Below are 18,678 nucleotides of genomic sequence, written 5' to 3'. Positions count from 1 at the left end.
TTCCCACCCCTACTTATAAAAGCTTAAATAATAATCGATTAATTTTATGACTTCATATATCTTTTTATATTCTTTTTCTATTTTATAGGAAATAAACAATACAGCTACATTGAAACTTAATACTGCGAGAGCAACTATTTGAACAAATGAGATTCCAATCATCAACTTTGTATTAATGGCAGAGGCAATGATTGTAATTAACGATAATAGCACACCACATAATGTAATAAAAATCGGCTTTGATCTAATAATTTCATTTGCTTGCAATTTCAAAACATCTAGTAAATATTGAATTTCTTTTAATGTATACTTTTGATCAAAAATCACGAAATATGACATATAAACATCGTTTGCTATATTTTCATTTAGAATATTTTTATGGATTTTTTTCACTAATCGATCACAAAAATCTTTATCTAATGCTTTTTTAGGTATGAATAGTTCCTCTTTATTTTCAAAAACATTTGTGCCGGGATGCTTCAAACCCCTCATCCTCTCATACTGGTTTACCAGATTTAATGACCTTATTAAAAATAGAAAACATGTTTATAGTCACCCAAATCTTTCAGATAATTAAAGTATATGAAAGGACGGAAAGGTTGTATGTTATTTTCGACAAAATTTTATAGTAATCTGATTTACATTTATACAGTCTTAATTAGTTTAGTTGTCGATAGACAGCTAATGCATCTGTAATATTGAACTGCTCTGTTCGTGAGTCACCCTCCGCACCTACAGTTACTAGAATATACTCTTCGCTATTAATTGACGCTAGACTCGCTAAACATAAGCCTGCTTGCTCTGTGTAGCCAGTTTTGCCGCCAATTATTTCACCTCTCGTATTTTCAATAGCGTTCAAATTTTTAAACATTCGACTCGTCACCGTCATTCCCTCTGGATGAAGATTTGTTGACTTTATTGCGTATCTTTCCGCGGTATAGATATCCCGAAAGGTGTTATTGGTTAAAGCATATTGTAAAAGTATCGAAATATCTTTCACACTCGTATAATGATCAGGATGATGGAGTCCTGTTGTATTCATAAAATGTGTGTTTTTCATCCCTAGCTGTTTAGCTTTTTCGTTCATTAGCTTTACAAATTTTCTCTCCGACCCAGCAATGTAATCGGCTAACCCAATAGAAGCATCTGCACCAGAAGGTAGCATTGCACCATAAAGTAAATCCTCTGCTGTTACCTCCTCATTAGGAAGAAAGCCTGCCATAGAAGCATTTTCTTCATACAAATCCTTAAATATACTTTTAGGAAGCAATATCTTTTCTTGTAAATTCGGGATATTTTCAATTGCAACTAGAACTGTCATAATCTTCGTCAAAGAAGCGGGGTAAATAATTTCATCACTACTTTTGTCCAATAAAATCTTATTTGTGTCTAAGTTCACTAAAATAGCATTTGAGCTATGTAAATTCACATCAAGATTTATATCACTTTTCTTTGGCATTTCCAGTTGAGGATAATCAACTATTTCTAGCTTTGAATCTTGGAATTCTTTTACAAACATGTACCCCAGAAAAATAATCATCAGTAATATAAGACTATAAAACCTTTTTCTTTTAAACATAAAAACAACTCCTTCTCTCAATGCCTCTATTGAAACATAAAAGAAGGAGCCCTTTTTTAATTATCTATTATAGAATTCTTAAGTTTTCTTAAGAAAGTGTTGGAAGCATAACGGTGAAAACTGTTTTTTCATCATTACTTGAAGCTGTTATCGTTCCTCCATGAGCATGTACTATTTCATTAGCAATTGCAAGACCAAGCCCCGCCCCACCTGATTGAGTCGATCTGGCAGAATCTAAACGATAAAATTTTTCAAAAATCATCTTTAATTTTTCTGGTGGAATTGTTTTCCCCTTATTTGTAAATGAAATTAATGTCTGGTCATTTTGATGGTGTGCACTAATATGAATTAAACTGTTGTCATCACTATATGCTATGGCATTTTTTAAAATATTATTGAATACCCTCGCTAATTTATTAGCATCCGCAAAAACCTTCATTTCTCCCTCGATATTCACAATTGCTTGCTGCCCTTTAGGGGCCAATAAAGGATAAAATTCATCGGCCAATTGCATTAACATGTAATTTAAATTAATGGATTCTTTATCTAAAATAATGGACTGTAAGTTAAATCTTGTGATTTCAAAAAATTCATTAATCAACTGCTCTAGCCTATATGATTTTTCTAATGAAATCTTCACATACTTTTCTTTTTGGTCTACAGGCATATCCTTTGCCTCATCCAACAGACTTAAGTAACCAATCATAGATGTCAGCGGTGTTTTTATATCATGCGCTAGGTAAACTACGAGATCATTTTTGCGCTGCTCAGCCTCTTGTGCATCCTTTGCCCGTTTTTCTAATTTATTTTTAGCATCATTTAATTTTTTCTCCATAAAATCTAACTCAGAAGGAAGACTTATTTCCCGATTTGATTCCTCCGAAAGCATATTAACACCTATGGCAATTTGGTTAAAATACTTTGTAAACCGAGAAAGTGCAAAATAAAAAATTACTAATAGCAAAATAATTAAGCCTATCGCTAACCAAAGAGATTTATTTTGTTGGAATAATATACCATAGGCTCTCTGTGCCGAATAATAGTCAAGCTGTAGCACGTTTTCACAAAATCGAATAAACCAATCCGCGAAAGGGGCTTGTAAGACACCATCAATAAACACATAGCTTATGAAATAACCGACTAACAATGCTATTACTAAAATCAGCAAAATTTGAAGCATGATTGTTCTTTTTAGTTTTCCAAAATCATTTTTCAATGGTATATCCCACTCCCCAGACAGTTTTTATGAATTTAGGGTTCTCGGCGGAATCATTCATCTTTTCTCGTAAATGCCTAATGTGAACCATTACCGTATTGTTACTGCTATAATATTTCTCCCCCCACACTTCTTGAAATAATTCTTCTGATGAAACGACACGCCCTCGATTTTCACATAAAAACCACAATATGGAGAACTCTGTAGGAGTAAGAGACAGCTGTTTTTCATTTAACATACATTTTCGGGTTTTTTGCTCTAAAATTAAACCTGAAAAATCAATAATCGGATCATTATGTATTGTCCCCTGATGATTGTACTTTGTAGATCTGCGAATTTGAGCCTTAACCCTCGCAATAACCTCCAATGGACGAAATGGTTTAGTTATGTAGTCATCAGCCCCTAATGTAAGCCCCGTTATTTTATCTATTTCGTCTTCCTTCGCTGTTAACATTATCACTGGAAAATGAAATTGTTCCCGAATTCTTCGGCAAATTTCAAAACCATCGATTTCAGGCATCATTACATCAAGAATAGCAAGATCCAACTTGATCGAGTCTATACACGCTAACGCTTCATGAGCATCGTAAAATTTATAAACATTAAAATTCTCATTTTTTAAATAAAGCTCAATTAAATCCGCAATTTCCTTTTCATCATCAACTACAAGAATATTTATATCCATGCTCATAACCACCTTTATTCAAATAACTTCATCTTTGTTTAAAACATTGATTTAAATCATCCAACATCATATCATTCCGTTAAACTTACTGTCATGCAAAGTCTTATTATTTAAGAAAATCTAAAGAATTACACATAAAAAGACCACTCGTTTACAACGAAGTGGTCTAAAAAATTTTCATGCCGAAATTACATATTAAGGAGATTTCATTACCTTGCTTGATCATCATAATAGGCTTCATTTGCAGCCTTTTTATTCGTACCTCTGAGATAAGCCAAAACTATATCTGGACGTTTCAGTAACATCCAGTCGCCATAATGGTCGAATCGTCTACAAGAAGTTATCATCCCATTTTTAATTGTCCCATATTTTTTTCCGTTCTTCTTGCCCCATACTTTTAAACGCTTAGCAAAATCAGCATCCTCTGCCATTAGCATATTTTCATTAAAACCGTTTACTTTCTGAAAGTCTTTTTTGTAGCACCAAAAGATCCCCACAGAGATAAATCCGTACTTGAACAGTATAGGAACAATTAGCATCATGCTAGAAACAACGATACCTAAGGACATTCTTTCAAAATTACCATTCACGCCTCCTCCAATGTATTGATTAGATGCTAAATGCTTTTCAACTTCAGATAATAAGTGTTCTGTCATTCGAGTATCAGCATCAATTGTAATCAGAAATTCGCCTTTTGCTAACGCAGCCCCAGCATTTCTAATTTTGGCTAAGTTTTTATCGTTATTTTCCAATGTCACGCAATTGTAAGACTGTGCAATTTCTTTCGTTTTATCCGTACAACGATTTAGAACTACGATAACTTCAACTTGATCTTTATAAGGTTGTGCAGACTTTGCAATAGACTCTAAACACTCACCGATATATTTTTCTTCATTATGAGCAGGTATGATTACAGAAAATTTCAAATTTTCATCAGGAACATCTTTTATAAATGGTGTACTTAACGACATATAAAATCTCCCCTTCATAATTAGTTCTCATTATTTTAATTTAAGTATACAATTATCCTTCCCCCTTAAATATTTAATTTTTGGATTTTTATGTCTATTTTGTAGCTGAATGAATTAAATTCCTCTTTAGATACTACATGCGATATTCAACTTAAAAGAACAAGCTTCTACTTTGCAGACCTTGTTTCTGAAATTGTTATATCGCGCCGCTTAGCCATATTTCTAAAGAAAGGCCTACTACCTCGTTCAGTGACTTTGGATAGTTGGATGTTGTGCTAGTCACTAGAGCTTCTCTTTATTGGTCTGCTTGACATGAAAAGAGTAATATTTGTGAGGATGATCAATTGCTTGATACAATTGGCTATATAATGAGCTACTGGATAGTTCATGTAACCACCTGCATTTAAAAGTCATTCATTTACTATATTATTCAATATAATTTTAAATACACTTTTGACACAGCACACAAAAAAAAGCACTGCAATGATTTTTGCAGCACTTTTATTAATCGAATTGACTTAGACTTAGTTTCCGAATGCGAAAATAAGCTCTGTTTCACAAGCTATTTCTCCGTCTACTGTTGCAACCCCGCGTCCTTTACCAATGGCACCCTTTAAGCGTGTAATTTCCACTTCAAGACGCAATTGATCACCAGGTTTCACTTGTTTTTTAAAGCGACAGTTATCAATACCTGCCAGTAATCCAAGTCTTCCTTGGTTCCCTTCTTTTGTAAGCATAATAATTGCGCTCACTTGCGCTAATGCTTCAACAATTAATACACCTGGCATTACTGGGTAATTAGGAAAATGGCCATTAAAGAACTCTTCATTTATCGTGACGTTTTTAATGGCTACTGCTCTCTTCCCCTCTTCTAATTCTAATACTCTATCCACTAACAAAAAAGGATAACGATGTAGTAAAACCTCTTGTATTTGTTGAATATTTAGCATCAAAAAACCTCCAATAATTTTATCACCTAATTCTAGCATTAATTATTAGTAGTTGGTACTATTTTTTTGTTTGAATTTCAAAATAAAAGCCACATCCTAATATACATGTGACTGTACTATTTTGTATTAGTAGTTTTCCTTATTGAGTGACTAAGTATGAGCAGGGACATTTTCATATGGGAAGTTTCTCAAATAATTTGAGACTGCTCCTCGTGTATCCGCATAAATAATATCTCCCTATTGGTTTGAATGTAAGTTTCGTTTTGAAAAAATGATTTTGTCTGCTCGCTTCACTATAATTCAATAATATATATCATTATACAAATACTACTGATTATTTTCTGATTTTTATAAATAGTTAGTTCACTTCTTTTTTTATCGACAGTTATATAGAAGATAGCATATAATATTTTTTGCATTCATTAAATGAATCTTATTATTGTCTTACTTGAATGTTTAGTTTATTAGAATAGGATGGGTTAATATGTTATCTTTTATTGCAATAGTTCTTCTCTTATTTTTAATTCCTGGCCCTGCTGTTATTATTACCATTACGCAAACGCTAAAAGGTGGTAAAAAGAACGGTATTTTCACTGCATTAGGCATTGGATTAGGTGACTTAGTCCATACGTTAGCAGCTGTCTTAGGGTTATCTGCCATTTTAATGAAATCTGCCACTGCGTTTGAAGTAGTGAAATATATTGGTGTAGCCTATCTTGTTTATTTAGGTATTCAAATGCTACTAACAAAACCACAAAAAATAGAAAAACCAACTGTTGAACAAAGCTCGGCTAGTACTTCATTCCGACAAGGTTTTTTAGCAGAGATTTTAAATCCAAAAACTGCATTATTTTTCTTAGCTTTTTTACCACAGTTTGTTCAACATAATGGCCAATCCATCACTGTACAATTATTGATTTTAGGCATTACTTTTGTTGTGATGAGCGCTTTGTATACTATTTTGTTAGCTATTATTACAAGCTTTATTGGTGAAAAAATCTTTACGAAAACAACAAATAATGGTTCACGTTGGCTTGAAAAGGCTGTTGGTTTCGTTTATATAGGACTCGGCGTTAAATTAGCACTTCAAACTCAAAGTAGATAATAGTTTCTTAGGGAGAACACGATTATAAACGTGTTCTCTCTTTTTTATTTCTTTAAAGAGAAATTTAGGTAATTTTATCCAATAATTATTAAAAAAAGAGCTAAGGAGAATTTAAATGAAGCCACGTCATCAAATTCTATTTCATCAGTTGGATAGTTATCGGAGTGAAGTATTACTAGTATTAGAAACCTTAACGGAAGACACCGCCGACATTATAACATCTGAAAAGTTTCCTACTGGCTTAATATTGCTGAAGATCATTGTATAGTGTGATACCGGAAAATACTTACTTTGAGAAGTGGTTGATTGGAGTGTAGTCTGGGCGAACCCTTGGGGATCAGCGATAAAGGAACGATGGCTAAAAGTATCACATCCTGTGATAACGCCTTCGTGACCAACATCGTGCTGTTGTTGTTGCTGTCGCTGCGCTTTCGCGCAGTCCAAAACCTTTTGCTGTCGCACAATCAAAACCAAAACCCTCTGCTGCCGCTTCGTTGACACTACGCTTTCGCGCAAAAAACATCTGTTGGTCCAAGACCCTGGAGCGAGCATCGCGAGTGAAGTGGCTCATCGGACGCCCCCAGGAAGCTCTGCTCTACGCGAAAGTGAAGCGGCAGCAACAACAAATGTTTTATCTGTGCGAAAGCGAAGCGGCAACTACAAAGCGCCCAGCCGAAACGGAAATCATCCCCTCGTTTTGCTGAAGAAGTCTGACTTTATTCAAGTCACTTTCATTCTCTTTTTTCGAAAATTACGATTCAAGTACAAGCCCCATTTCAATCCTTACTTCCCTTTTTTCAATATCTTTATTGGAGTAACTTATTAGGTCACTTCCAATAAGTTGAAATCCATGTTTTCTGTAAAACTGTATAGCAGGATAATTAGACGTTTGTGTTTCTAAAACGATTGCCCTCACCCCAATTTCTGCTGCTCGCTTTTTAACTAAAGCCATGAGCTTACTACCAATACCTTGCTGTTGGTAGGCTTGATCTATATGAATATCATTAATTCTTAACACATGATGCCACTTCTCATGATTAAAACTAACAATTCCCGCTTCTTCTCCATTTAACTCAGCAATATAACATTCAATATCCTCTATATGATCCTCAAAAATTTCTCCTTCCAAATACTTGTGAAATGGCGTATCAAAATGTTTTAACGTAAAATCAACTGCCCAGCCATTTTCTCGTTCTTTAAAGGAAACATCATAATAATTATTGGAGCTGTATTGATAGATAATTTTTTTCCCTTGTGGGAAATTTTCTTTATATATCCTTTTTATTTGTATCAAGTTGAATCACCCTTTTCACTTATTCTTATAATAGAAAAAACTCGATAATTTAACTGAACTCAAACATTTAACTGGCTTTACGAATGCGATGTTAATGGAAATAACGGTCGTTCTGTCCCGAATTTAATCATCGGACGAATAAACAATACATCGTCCTCAGTTTCAATTACTTCATACTCTAAATCATGACAATCAGGAATAAAATGAAAAATAATTCTTTTTATATCCGATGTAGTAATGTAGCTTAATACCTCTATAACATCAATTTCACTACGACTAACAACATCAAAAAGATGTAATTCCTCATCCTCTTCTTCGAATAATACTATAATGTCTTGGTCTTCGATAAAATAAATTGAATTAGGAAATGCAATAAGAAAATAGAACATAAGTAAACTTTCATTATCTTTCACATCTAAAACCGACGACAATGGGATTCTTTCCTTCGCATACAATTTCAATAAAGATACATCTTTGATATTTTCAACATTTAATTTTCGGTTCGTCATGTTTGACTTTTTCTGTAAACCATCAGCATTTATGAAATATCTACTTTCTTGTACTCGTGAAAACCCAAATTTCGGATAGAAATCTAAGACTGTTTCATTCGCAAATAAATAGATGAAATCGTATTGTTTCTCATATTTATCAATAATGTTATTCATTAATTTTTTTGCTAAACCTTTATGACGATAATCTGGATGCGTCATAACTGTACCAACTTGTATAGCTCTAAAATCCTTACCGTTTACAGCAACAGTCATTTTACTTATTGATGCATTTGCAATTACTTTTTCTCCATCGATATATGAATAACAACTATATTGATCGTTCCAGCAGCCTTTTTCATACCATTGGCTAAAATCTAATCCAAAAACTAGCTTTGCTAATTCATTGAAACTTTCTCTATATTTTTGATTGTCCTTGTAATCATAAATTAATTGATAATTTGTCATTTTTACGCCTCACTTCTCTATTTTATTAATTCAAAGTAAGTAATTGAGACATTACCATTTTGCACACCCCCAAAAAGACATAAAAAAACTATAAGAAGAAATCCTTCTCATAGTCAGATTAAAATTCAATATAATTAATACTCCTCAGTGTAATTTTAGCTGTCATTTCGCTGGACTTAAGCTTCTGTACAAATAAACTATACGTCCGGATTTTGACTTAACCCTGCTAGAGGCTTATAGGAGATATTAAAAATATATGATTTGAATAGATATGATGACTTCTAATCGCTATTGTGCAAATGGGCGAACAAAAAGAATTAAGATATAAACCTTAATTTTCTTTATTGCACTATAAAATTTTTTAAAATTTTATTAGCCATTAATAAGTTTCATCATAAATAATCAAAACCCCATTTCACCATATATTTAACACAACTATACATTTTTCTGGATACTTTTGTAAAGAATAAAATGAGCTTTCATTTTTTATGTAGAAGCTTATAGACCTTTACAGTGTCTATAAGCTTGAAGTACATTATTTATTGTTTTGGTGTATTTGCGGTAAGTGGATTACTGTTTGCAACTAATTGTACCGGCGTCGTGCCCTCCTGAGACGATGTCATTTGCTGTGCATTGTCTGACATTGCTTGGCGTTTCATTACGCCAAAAATAGCTGCGGCACCTAAAAGTCCCCATGCAAAAAATCTCACTGATGATAGCCTCCTTTCTCATACTAAATATTTTAAAACAGCTTTAGTATTGGAAATCCTCTATGGTTTATACGGTGTTAATTATTTGAGTTTTTTATTCATTTTACTGATTATTCTCAAAAATATTAGAATATGGTAAAGTATAATAGTATAAAATTCGAATGGAGGTAGAACATGAATATTAAAGTTGCAATATTGGAAGATATTCCGCAAATAGAAATATTATATGAAGAACTGTTTTTAGAGATGTCAAAACTGCAACCAAAGTACATAGCTCCAGCAAAACAGGATGTGGGTTTTCTTACAAACACAATTTCGGAAGAAAAATCAGATATTTTTGTTGTTGAAATAGATAACAAAATTGCAGGCTTTTTACTAATTCAAGAATTAATTACTCCTCCTTATTCTTGTATTGTCCAGCATAATTATGCGTATATTATGGATGTAATTGTTGGCGGACAATATCAAAGTAAAGGCATCGGTTCACTTTTACTACAAGAGGCAAAAAAATGGGCAGTAGAACGTAAATTAGATCACTTAGAGTTAAGTGTCTTAGCAGAAAATAGCGGGGCTTTTGTCTTGTATGAAAAACATGGATATAAGGAAACGAGCCGTATTATGCGCTTAGAACTTTAAAAGTAAATACGATATTAGAGCCTGCATTGAAAGTTGCAGGCTCTTTTATATGGTCAGAAGTTTAAATTTATCCTTTTTATATTAACTTATACCTTTTTGGTACAAATATCCATAGTCAATTTTCAAATAACTTGGGTTGAATCTCAGGATATGTTAGGTATATTGGTAGACTGCTAAAAAGTTTTACTTCATCGATTTCAGAACCAGGTAATTGACCAATTCCTTAATCCTAGCAAGTTATAACCTTCCAAAACCTTTTTTGAATAATTGCAGATTGGTGATAAGTTGATTTCTTTACACCCAGTTTCTTCAATCTTCTTTTAACGCTCTCTCCCCCAAAAGTGCTAACCGTATTTCCCTGGTTGGCTAGCCATTATTTTTTCTTCTTTCCTATTCGTAAATCCTAATAATTGCGGTTCACCAATCAAACTTGAATTTTTAGATGTAAAATAACCGCTTTCTTTTCAATCATTTCCCCTTGGCTTAAACTTCTCCTATTAGTTTCGGGCTATGCTCCTGTTGAATGATGTCTTTTGATTCTTGATGTGAGTAACCTACTCCGCAAATTGTGATGAAACCTAAAATTTTTTCACGCAATATCCCCTTTTTATTGTTAAACGTTTATTTTCCGTTACAAAATAAATTTTTATCATCGCCATTTCCGTTATATTCTAAGTGTAATTGCACAATCTAAAACGTAACATACAATAACGGAGGTTGTAGCAATGAAAAAATTCTTGTACTTCGGGGCACTGGCTGCGTTCTTACTAACTGCTTGTTCTTCTCATGACGAAGCTCCAGCTAGTGAACAAGCAGAAGCAAAGGAGAAAACCGTTTTTGCTGAAACAAAAGAAAATTTTGAGAAAAGTTATCTATATGAAGCGGAAGATTCATTTACAAAATGATTGCTGAAGACAGATGATTAATTAAGGTTATCTGTTCTTGTTTTTATAAAATCCCTTATAAAAGATACGTCACAATGGAAACTTCCTATGGATTCAAGTACCTGACAAAGACGATTCATCCTATCATGTGGATGTAGGTTTTGAACCTGTGCATATGTTATGCTCCTTAGACGGAAATAGGAATTCACAAACGATACCTGCATTTTACAGTTTTGATTATTATGTAAAATAGCAATAAAAAATATGTCTGAATGTTGTTGGGCTATTTTAGGTCATGTATATTGAAATAACTTTATAACTTAAATAAGGCTTCCTGTATCTATCCTTATTTGTATTATCTTTTCCTTACTCTTTCCATAGTTAAAGAAAAAATCCTGCAGAAACAGGATTTTAAATGGACAGTATTTTTACAAAACTTCACCCCCATTATGAAATGGGGGTGTGGCACCTATTGAATGTTCTTATTTTACCAACAGTTCACGCTGAAACTGGTTTGACTTTTCTTTCTTTTTAAAAACTACGAACGATATGGTTGTACCTTGATTTGGCTTACTTTTAATTTGAAGTCCTTTACCGTAATGTTGTTTTAAGCGAAGATCTGTATTAAGCAATCCAATACCATTTGAACTCTCCGATTTTCTTTCAAGTAAACGTTCCATCGTAGCTTCATCCATTCCAATACCATCATCTGACACAATGATCTCAATATACGTGTCGAAATCTTCAATGCTAATATGAATATTCCCGCCATTTTCACGGGGCAATATCCCATGTTTCAAAGCATTTTCAATTAACGGTTGGATGGTTAGTGATGGTATCATGACGTCTGTGGAAACGTTTAGATCCCAAGTTACGTTTATCCGCTCCCCGAAACGTTCCTTATGAATGTATACATAAGATCGAATAAGATTTACTTCGTCTTCCAGTGGAACAAGCTCATCAATATTTTGAAACTTAAAGGATTCCCTTAAAAATTCACTTAGTGCTTCAACTAGCTTACTAGTACGCTTGATATCAATTTCACTTAATGTGATAATCGCATTTAATGTATTGAATAAAAAATGGGGCTGTATTTGTGCCTGAAGCCAAGCTGCCTCCATTCGAAGCCGTTCTTGTGCAGATTGTTTAACGTCGGTTAATGCCTTCACTCTTGATCTTAACTCTAAAGCGTCCACTGGTTTTGTAACGTAATCATTCGCACCAGATAAGAAACCATTTTTAATATCTTGCGGCTGACTTCTTGCTGTTAGAAGTAAAACTGGTAGTTCAGTTATTGAAAAATGCTGACGAATTGTACGAACTAATTCGTACCCAGACATATTTGGCATCATTACGTCTGATATGACTAAATCCCACTCTTGTGACATTAATATTTCAAGCGCTTTATTACCGCTTGTAACCATCTCTAAGTTGTATTTTTCTATGGAAAGTATTGTTTCGATTACTCTTAAGTTCACTGGATCATCATCAACGACCAATACTCTAGGCCGATTTACTTTCACGATTGAATGATTTTCAATTCGATCATCAAATGATTTTGTAGTAGTCACTACCGTTGATTCTTCCTTCGCATTTGATAGCAGTGCTACATTTTCTGTAGCATCTTGCACATCCGTTATTTCAGATATTGGGAGAGTAAACGTAAATTCTGACCCTTTCCCTACAACTGATTTTACCCATAATGTTCCCCCATGTAGTTCCACTAAACGTTTACTAATACAAAGACCTAGTCCAAATCCGCCTTCTATCATTGCCTTACTAAGAGTCCCCTGCTCATAAGGTTCAAAAATACGTTCAAAAGTTTCCTCATCTATCCCAATACCCGTATCCGAAATCACAATTTCCGCCATTCCATTTCTTACATGACCAGATACCTTCACTTCACCTTCGTTTGTATATTTCACCGCATTATGAAGTAAATTAAAAACAATTTGAATCACTCTATTTTCATCAGCCATTACTTTTGAGAAATTTTCAGGGATTTGATTCATTAACTGAATCTGTTTTCCGTCACCCATAACATAGAGGATATCTAATACACCCGATACAATTGCATGAATTGAAACAGTTCTAAACTTTAGTTTAGGGTTATTTTCTTTTAAGCTCATTACATCTAGTAAATCATTTAACATAAGTGACATACGACTTCCTACAGACAGCACTGTTTCTATATCCTTAACACTTTTGTCACTGAGTACACGTTCTTCTCTTTCCAAAACAGCTTTAGAAATGTTAAGGATTCCATGAAGTGGATTTCGTAACTCATGAGACGTATTAGCAAGAAATTCATCCTTTAACTTATTAGCCTTTTGAAGCTTAGTAGCAAGTTCTTTCGTATCTGAATAAACTTTTGCATATCCTTTAAACCATAATGTAGCCAAACAAGCCATTGTGATAATAAGATCAAATGGATACATAATCACTTTTATTCCAAAGATGAGAAGTAGACCATCCCAAATGTAATTATTGCCAAATGCTAAAATGGCAAGAAGTAAAAATATATTATTTCTGACCTCTTTAATAGTTTTTCTCATGACCGTTAGGATCGTTATTACTAACGCAATACCTAAAATAAATATATATATATCTTGATAAGTTATTATATAGCGAGTAGGCAACACGATTGCCATAAATGCAGCTATACCACAGATAATACTAAACCAACGTGTATATTTACTCACATGTTGAGGCATCCAATGTTTTATGCATTGAAGTAGTGAAAAGCCTATCCCTACCATAGCAAGATGAACTAATTTAAAGCCCCATTCGTAATTAATCGGAAACAAATAAGATAATAATTTGTCATCGCTTGCTAATAAGTAATAATTCATAATGCTCATCGATAATAGAGAAAAATAAAGTAATCTTTTTTCTTCTATGTTCCCTATAAAAAATAAAATGATAGCATAGATTGCGTGTATAAAAAAAACCACTGCAACTAGTTGCTGCATAGCTATCGACCATTGAGTTTCCTTAGCTAATATATTTTCTTTTCCTAATTTAATGGAGCGAACTATACCGCCACCACGAGGATCCTTAAAGTTTGAAGCCTGAACAATAATTTCGATTTCTTTATGACCATTCGCTTCAAAAGAAACAGTATATGGAACATTTTTGGCCACTGTATTTTCTGCTTTCTCCCCTATTTCACCTGATTTTGCTACCTGTCGTCCATTTACATAAATTTCAGAAGAACTCCGAACACTCGGAACTCGAATACTGTAGGTTATTTTGTTTTCTGGATTGACGAGTAATTTTAAGCGATAAGTACCGTAACCGTAAGGGCTCATTTTTTCTACTTGTAAAGAAGAACTCCATCCCTCAGGAACCTGTATGTATGTAGATTGAACCTTTTTAGATTCTAAGTGCTTTTCTTCACTAATCAACCAATTATAAGGATAAAACTCCCACTCTCCATCGAGTGTTATGGCATGTTCATCATTAAAATTCCAATTTCTTAAATCCATTTGGCCTTTTACAGCATGAGGTTGATCTGAATTATCAAATAATTCCAACCATAAAACTCGCGAGCCTGTTAGAAAGACAATAAACAAGCAAATGATGAGAACAATTTTACTCTTTTCCATTAACATTAATTGTCAAAGGTGTTATGTATTTTTCTGTTATGATACAAGCTCCTTAGACCAAATCACACCTCCTCCGATATATTATCGTAGCAGAGTTAACGTTACTTTTAAATCCATTTTTTGTAACACATCCAATTTTTACAAAAAATCAACAAATCAATATTTAATTTACAAAACTATACTTATTACTTCATAAGTTGAAATACTTTTTTACAACGTCTTAAAAAATCACCGCCCCGAATCTGGTGATTATAGATTGTAGACAAATGCGACTTTGTTTATGCTTTAAGCTTGTCTACAAAAGAATATACATCAATTTTTTAGTATCATAAGTACACGGTTTTGGCTCCAATCCCCTCTTCACAACGTTTCTGCGGGTATTCATTTTAAATGTTTCTAGGCATATGCAGCATGCTTTCACTGTCATACTGTGTACCACCCAGGTCGAATAAGATTGTACCCGTATTTCCCCTAAATTACATAAGCTTTAACTGTTTCAGTGCGTATTCTGTAGTCATTGTAATGTTTTCTGGAATTTCATTTATTGAAAACCACTGCACTTTCTCTAAAGCATGCGGTTCTCTATTTTCCACTTCACCATTCGTAATATGAGCAGTGAAAGTAGGCGCTACATAATGAACATCTTCTGAATGTATAATATGGTTGGTCACACATACCAATTGTGTAATTTCGATGTCCACTCCAAGTTCTTCTTTTATTTCACGTATGATCGCATTTTCTATTGTTTCCATATAGTCAACCTTACCACCCGGTAAGCTCCAACAGCCTGCTTCAGGTGCTTTTTTACGTAAAACGAGTAAAATTTTGTTAGCCTTATCTAGAATAACTGCCCCAACGCCAACTTTTGGTGATTTCACTTTTTCCATTTGTATTTCCTCCTATAATAACTAGCTGCTATCGGATGTATATAACTTCAAAATGTAAAATATATATCTTGAATGGTTACTTACGAAGATCATTCACTCCGCCAAGTAGTAGACGCCCTCTTCATAACTATTATACTCGTAAAATTAAATGTAAAAGTATAGGAAAAATTATTTCTAACTATAATCCATTATTTATTTTTATAAGTTAGATGATTACCATCTCTCCTTTTTACAGCTTTACGTATTATATATTGTAGAAAGGAGGGAGTAAAAATGAGTTGTTCAGGTAATGGTTACGGCTCAGGGTCCACTTTTGTCTTAATTGTAGTATTATTCATTCTTTTAATTATCGTTGGCGCTACTTTCATTAGTTACTAATTAAACGACACCTCCAATATCTCTATTGCTCATACTAAAGTAATACTAATTTATCCCTATACCTTCTATATGAATGACTAAGGGTCACTTTCCTCCAGTGACCCTTTTTTTCTACTTACATTTATTTAATTAAAGAAAAAATATTAGTGTCATACGGAACACCATTTTGGTGCATATAATTTTTTAAGATCCCTTCTTTTTCAAAGCCTAATTTGCTTAATAGTTTATTTGAAGCTTCATTTTCAGTAAAAACAATAGCTCCAATACGTATTAAATCCATCTCTTGAAAGCCAAATGCTAGGACTCTATTAATAGCCTCTTGTGCATACCCTTTTCCCCAGCTCTCAGGAAAAAGTGCATAGCTGATTTCAGCTCTTTTATGCTCAGTAGACCACTCTTGAAAGCCGATAGTACCAATAATACCTTTTTGTCCTTTTAATGAAATTCCCCATTTAATTCCACGTTTTTCATCATAATTCTTTGAAAAATTTTTAATTATTTGTTTAACCTGCTCTATATTTGTTAAAGGATTTTGCCCATAGTGGCGTAATACATCAGGATTTGAAAAACAGTTTAATACTTCTTGGGCGTCATGTTCAGTAAGTTCTCTTAACACTAATCGTTCAGTATCTAAAATAGGAAACATCTTCTTCACTCCATTTCCAATTAAGTTATCTTAGATTCTATACAAAAATGGTGATAATTGGTACAGAATTTTAGGTAGAACAATACTTTTTTATTTACACATGTAAAAATATAAATGGATCACGTAATGTTTTCTCATTCCAATCAATTGAGCAACTTCATCCTTAACTTGCAGTGCTGAACCCTTTTATCAATCATTCTGGATTAATTCCTATATACAAAAAGGTAAATTGCCCTGAGTTCGTTACTATGTAAAACATAGTATACCTATAAAAGGAAGTATCATAGTGATCCCGTGAAGACACGATGGGACGCTTGCTTATATTAGCTAGATGAGGTGGGAAATCCTACATTCAATCAACATGGTAGAAAAAAACTAAGTGGAAATGAATGCCCTGAATCACACTTTAAATAAAGGCTGCAACGTATTGTTACATCGTTTATTAATATATACTACCTTTTCTTTCTACAGGAAGGAGGGAGCTGCATTGAGTTATTCATCTTATGGCTCAGGGACGAATTTTGCCTTTGCTATTGTTCTATTCATTCTTTTGATTATTGCCGGTATTGGCTTGGTTTATTTATTAAGAACATTAATATGGAGCGGTGCGTAGCATAAAAGCTATTCTGTTTTGAACCACTATGATGTGTGTTTGATTACAGACAATTAACATGTAATGTCTCCGTTCTAGGGCTTGCGTGTATGAATTGAACCAATAACGGAAGTCCTTTTTTACGTTTTTATATTCTTCATTGGAATGTTACTACCCTTGTCTCACGCTTTTTAATAGGCGATTAAAATACTTCGATTCTACGATAATTGGATTAGAACTTTTCATTTCCTCAAGTTCTTTTATTACCGGGATATCATAAAAAGAATCATACTTAGCACCGCTTAGGAATTTTTCCTATGTACATATAAGACAATTCAGTGAGGATCCCATTTCATTTTCCAGTTTACTTACTATTATTAAATCTCTTACAACTTTAAATTCTAACCAGGATGCCCTGTTTTCTATATATATTTTCAACTATCCATCGATGGAGCCATTTTATTCAGTACAAAGTTGTTCTTCAAATCGATTTCAAATATTAAATACAAAAAGACCAGAACTCATTTTATTAATGAGTGACTGGTCCTCTGACAAGAATACTACATTATTCTACACACTTTCTAGACAAACCGTAAACAACACTTGATTTTGTACTATTTGGAAGGTTTAGACTACAACCACCTGTTTTCCAGGCTCGGTTTTCAAAGTCTACAAATATACAATACATCCTCTTTCTTCCAAAACCTCTATCCAACTAGGGACACTCAATTGATGATTCCATCTTAAATCTAGACGTTCTAAACCTTTAATATCCATTAAGGATTTCGGTAACTCTAAAAGTTGATTACTTCTTAAATCTAGTTCTAATAGATTTTGTAAGTTACCAATATCTTCAGGCAATGTTTTAAATTGATTATGTCTCAAATTTAATCGTCTTAATTTTTGACATTTATTTAATGAATGCGGTATATCTTCTAATTGATTGTCTTCTAAATCTAAAACTCGTAATAAAGCTAATTCTCCAAATTTCTCTGGAAGAGATGTAATTTGATTATTTTTCAAGTGTAATTCTCTTAGATTAGTTAAACTACTTATTCTATTTGGCAACTCTGTTAATTGATTATTCATTACACGTAGCTCTACTAGTTTGGTTAAATTTCCAATTTCCTCGGGCAAATTTTTTAAACTATTATCACTTAAATTTAAATATTTTACTTTTGTCAGATGGCCGATTTCACGTGGAATTGATTGTAATTTATTGTTATGAAAATACAAATAATCTTCCATATTCAAAAGGTGACCGATTTCTGGAGGAATACGGTCTATAGCATTATGCCCTGCATCTAACATTCTTAGCTCTGTTAAGTTCATTATTTTTGAAGGCATTTCGCAAATCTTATTGGCAGAGATGTTCAATACCTCCATACTTGTCATTTCAAAGATTTCTTCAGGTATTTTTATTAAATCATTATCAAAAAGATTTAATTCTTTTATTTCATTTATTAGTGCTTCCTCTATGATAGGCAAAGTTTGTAAATTCTTCTGTGATAAGTTTATTTTCATGTTCTTTCCTCCCACTTCAATCTCAAAACCTTAACTTGATATTCTTCTTTAGAATAG

Annotated in this window: 19 protein-coding genes; 6 read left to right on the top strand and 13 right to left on the bottom strand. The window is 33.2% G+C overall.

Annotated features, from left to right (window positions below):
• Positions 1–9 precede the first annotated feature (9 nt).
• The 6 genes from AC3WSO_RS11965 to fabZ form a co-directional block, all read right to left on the bottom strand.
• Positions 10–483: a hydroxymyristoyl-ACP dehydratase gene (locus tag AC3WSO_RS11965; RefSeq protein WP_240518308.1), complete on the bottom strand. Its 474-nt coding sequence runs from the start codon at positions 481–483 to the stop codon at positions 10–12.
• Between the two features lie 175 nt (positions 484–658).
• Complete coding sequence (locus AC3WSO_RS11960) at positions 659–1,579, bottom strand: D-alanyl-D-alanine carboxypeptidase family protein (protein ID WP_492531012.1); 921 nt, start codon at positions 1,577–1,579, stop codon at positions 659–661.
• Between the two features lie 88 nt (positions 1,580–1,667).
• Positions 1,668–2,759, bottom strand: a complete 1,092-nt coding sequence (gene vanS, locus AC3WSO_RS11955; RefSeq protein ID WP_492534334.1) for a vancomycin resistance histidine kinase VanS — start codon at positions 2,757–2,759, stop codon at positions 1,668–1,670.
• 25 nt (positions 2,760–2,784) lie between these two features.
• Positions 2,785–3,480: a VanR-ABDEGLN family response regulator transcription factor gene (gene vanR, locus AC3WSO_RS11950; protein ID WP_492531010.1), complete on the bottom strand. Its 696-nt coding sequence runs from the start codon at positions 3,478–3,480 to the stop codon at positions 2,785–2,787.
• A 209-nt stretch (positions 3,481–3,689) separates the two neighbouring features.
• On the bottom strand, positions 3,690–4,451 hold the full coding sequence (locus AC3WSO_RS11945) for a glycosyltransferase (RefSeq protein ID WP_492531008.1): 762 nt from the start codon (positions 4,449–4,451) through the stop codon (positions 3,690–3,692).
• Between the two features lie 524 nt (positions 4,452–4,975).
• Positions 4,976–5,401 (bottom strand): 3-hydroxyacyl-ACP dehydratase FabZ, encoded by a 426-nt coding sequence (fabZ, locus tag AC3WSO_RS11940; protein ID WP_492531006.1) that lies wholly within the window; start codon positions 5,399–5,401, stop codon positions 4,976–4,978.
• A 484-nt stretch (positions 5,402–5,885) separates the two neighbouring features.
• On the opposite strand from fabZ, the gene AC3WSO_RS11935 reads away from it, so the two are divergent.
• Together AC3WSO_RS11935 and AC3WSO_RS11930 are read left to right on the top strand one after the other, a co-directional pair.
• Positions 5,886–6,506 carry a LysE family translocator gene (locus AC3WSO_RS11935; RefSeq protein ID WP_492531004.1) on the top strand — a complete coding sequence of 207 codons (621 nt, stop codon included), beginning with the start codon at positions 5,886–5,888 and terminating at the stop codon, positions 6,504–6,506.
• Between the two features lie 115 nt (positions 6,507–6,621).
• The gene (locus tag AC3WSO_RS11930) at positions 6,622–6,774 is read left to right on the top strand and encodes a hypothetical protein (protein ID WP_492531002.1); all 153 of its coding nucleotides are present in this window, start codon (positions 6,622–6,624) and stop codon (positions 6,772–6,774) included.
• 483 nt (positions 6,775–7,257) lie between these two features.
• Here the strand turns inward: AC3WSO_RS11930 and AC3WSO_RS11925 are convergent, their stop codons facing one another.
• The 3 genes from AC3WSO_RS11925 to AC3WSO_RS11915 all read right to left on the bottom strand — a co-directional run bounded on the left by AC3WSO_RS11925 (position 7,258) and on the right by AC3WSO_RS11915 (position 9,466).
• Entirely contained in the window at positions 7,258–7,800 is a 543-nt protein-coding gene (locus AC3WSO_RS11925) for a GNAT family N-acetyltransferase (RefSeq protein WP_492531001.1), read from the bottom strand.
• Positions 7,801–7,877: 77 nt separating this feature from the next.
• Entirely contained in the window at positions 7,878–8,756 is an 879-nt protein-coding gene (locus AC3WSO_RS11920; RefSeq protein ID WP_492530999.1) for a GNAT family N-acetyltransferase, read from the bottom strand.
• Between the two features lie 539 nt (positions 8,757–9,295).
• A complete protein-coding gene (locus AC3WSO_RS11915; RefSeq protein WP_492530997.1) occupies positions 9,296–9,466 on the bottom strand; it encodes a hypothetical protein in 171 nt (56 codons plus the stop codon).
• Positions 9,467–9,640: 174 nt separating this feature from the next.
• On the opposite strand from AC3WSO_RS11915, the gene AC3WSO_RS11910 reads away from it, so the two are divergent.
• Together AC3WSO_RS11910 and AC3WSO_RS11905 are read left to right on the top strand one after the other, a co-directional pair.
• On the top strand, positions 9,641–10,102 hold the full coding sequence (locus tag AC3WSO_RS11910; RefSeq protein WP_492530996.1) for a GNAT family N-acetyltransferase: 462 nt from the start codon (positions 9,641–9,643) through the stop codon (positions 10,100–10,102).
• Between the two features lie 725 nt (positions 10,103–10,827).
• Positions 10,828–11,007, top strand: coding sequence for a hypothetical protein (locus AC3WSO_RS11905; RefSeq protein ID WP_492530995.1), 180 nt, complete (start codon positions 10,828–10,830; stop codon positions 11,005–11,007).
• 461 nt (positions 11,008–11,468) lie between these two features.
• Here AC3WSO_RS11905 and AC3WSO_RS11900 read toward each other — a convergent pair whose 3' ends face one another.
• Together AC3WSO_RS11900 and AC3WSO_RS11895 are read right to left on the bottom strand one after the other, a co-directional pair.
• On the bottom strand, positions 11,469–14,522 hold the full coding sequence (locus tag AC3WSO_RS11900; RefSeq protein WP_492530993.1) for a hybrid sensor histidine kinase/response regulator: 3,054 nt from the start codon (positions 14,520–14,522) through the stop codon (positions 11,469–11,471).
• A gap of 548 nt (positions 14,523–15,070) precedes the next feature.
• Positions 15,071–15,481, bottom strand: a complete 411-nt coding sequence (locus tag AC3WSO_RS11895; protein ID WP_492530992.1) for an NUDIX domain-containing protein — start codon at positions 15,479–15,481, stop codon at positions 15,071–15,073.
• 273 nt (positions 15,482–15,754) lie between these two features.
• Between AC3WSO_RS11895 and AC3WSO_RS11890 the strand changes: the two genes are divergently transcribed.
• Positions 15,755–15,859, top strand: coding sequence for a YjcZ family sporulation protein (locus tag AC3WSO_RS11890; RefSeq protein ID WP_386828324.1), 105 nt, complete (start codon positions 15,755–15,757; stop codon positions 15,857–15,859).
• A 121-nt stretch (positions 15,860–15,980) separates the two neighbouring features.
• Here AC3WSO_RS11890 and AC3WSO_RS11885 read toward each other — a convergent pair whose 3' ends face one another.
• Positions 15,981–16,505: a GNAT family N-acetyltransferase gene (locus tag AC3WSO_RS11885; RefSeq protein ID WP_492530989.1), complete on the bottom strand. Its 525-nt coding sequence runs from the start codon at positions 16,503–16,505 to the stop codon at positions 15,981–15,983.
• 487 nt (positions 16,506–16,992) lie between these two features.
• Between AC3WSO_RS11885 and AC3WSO_RS11880 the strand changes: the two genes are divergently transcribed.
• Positions 16,993–17,118 (top strand): YjcZ family sporulation protein, encoded by a 126-nt coding sequence (locus tag AC3WSO_RS11880; RefSeq protein WP_492530987.1) that lies wholly within the window; start codon positions 16,993–16,995, stop codon positions 17,116–17,118.
• A 648-nt stretch (positions 17,119–17,766) separates the two neighbouring features.
• On the opposite strand, the gene AC3WSO_RS11875 is transcribed toward AC3WSO_RS11880, so the two are convergent.
• Complete coding sequence (locus AC3WSO_RS11875) at positions 17,767–18,621, bottom strand: leucine-rich repeat domain-containing protein (RefSeq protein WP_492530985.1); 855 nt, start codon at positions 18,619–18,621, stop codon at positions 17,767–17,769.
• Between the last annotated feature and the right edge of the window lie 57 nt (positions 18,622–18,678).

The organism is Lysinibacillus sp. EB106-09-02-XG168 (assembly GCF_058791475.1).
The sequence above is the reverse complement of the archived record's forward strand: the minus strand, read 5'-3'. Positions and strand labels throughout refer to the sequence as shown.

What these genes read in the sequence shown, in the direction of transcription:
- AC3WSO_RS11960 (WP_492531012.1), bottom strand. Translation starts at nt 1,579, where the DNA reads ATGTTTAAAAGAAAAAGGTTTTATAGTCTTATATTACTGATGATTATT.
- vanS (WP_492534334.1), bottom strand. Translation starts at nt 2,759, where the DNA reads ATGCTTCAAATTTTGCTGATTTTAGTAATAGCATTGTTAGTCGGTTAT.
- vanR (WP_492531010.1), bottom strand. Translation starts at nt 3,480, where the DNA reads ATGGATATAAATATTCTTGTAGTTGATGATGAAAAGGAAATTGCGGAT.
- AC3WSO_RS11945 (WP_492531008.1), bottom strand. Translation starts at nt 4,451, where the DNA reads ATGTCGTTAAGTACACCATTTATAAAAGATGTTCCTGATGAAAATTTG.
- fabZ (WP_492531006.1), bottom strand. Translation starts at nt 5,401, where the DNA reads ATGCTAAATATTCAACAAATACAAGAGGTTTTACTACATCGTTATCCT.
- AC3WSO_RS11935 (WP_492531004.1), top strand. Translation starts at nt 5,886, where the DNA reads ATGTTATCTTTTATTGCAATAGTTCTTCTCTTATTTTTAATTCCTGGC.
- AC3WSO_RS11930 (WP_492531002.1), top strand. Translation starts at nt 6,622, where the DNA reads ATGAAGCCACGTCATCAAATTCTATTTCATCAGTTGGATAGTTATCGG.
- AC3WSO_RS11920 (WP_492530999.1), bottom strand. Translation starts at nt 8,756, where the DNA reads ATGACAAATTATCAATTAATTTATGATTACAAGGACAATCAAAAATAT.
- AC3WSO_RS11910 (WP_492530996.1), top strand. Translation starts at nt 9,641, where the DNA reads ATGAATATTAAAGTTGCAATATTGGAAGATATTCCGCAAATAGAAATA.
- AC3WSO_RS11905 (WP_492530995.1), top strand. Translation starts at nt 10,828, where the DNA reads ATGAAAAAATTCTTGTACTTCGGGGCACTGGCTGCGTTCTTACTAACT.
- AC3WSO_RS11895 (WP_492530992.1), bottom strand. Translation starts at nt 15,481, where the DNA reads ATGGAAAAAGTGAAATCACCAAAAGTTGGCGTTGGGGCAGTTATTCTA.
- AC3WSO_RS11890 (WP_386828324.1), top strand. Translation starts at nt 15,755, where the DNA reads ATGAGTTGTTCAGGTAATGGTTACGGCTCAGGGTCCACTTTTGTCTTA.
- AC3WSO_RS11885 (WP_492530989.1), bottom strand. Translation starts at nt 16,505, where the DNA reads ATGTTTCCTATTTTAGATACTGAACGATTAGTGTTAAGAGAACTTACT.
- AC3WSO_RS11875 (WP_492530985.1), bottom strand. Translation starts at nt 18,621, where the DNA reads ATGAAAATAAACTTATCACAGAAGAATTTACAAACTTTGCCTATCATA.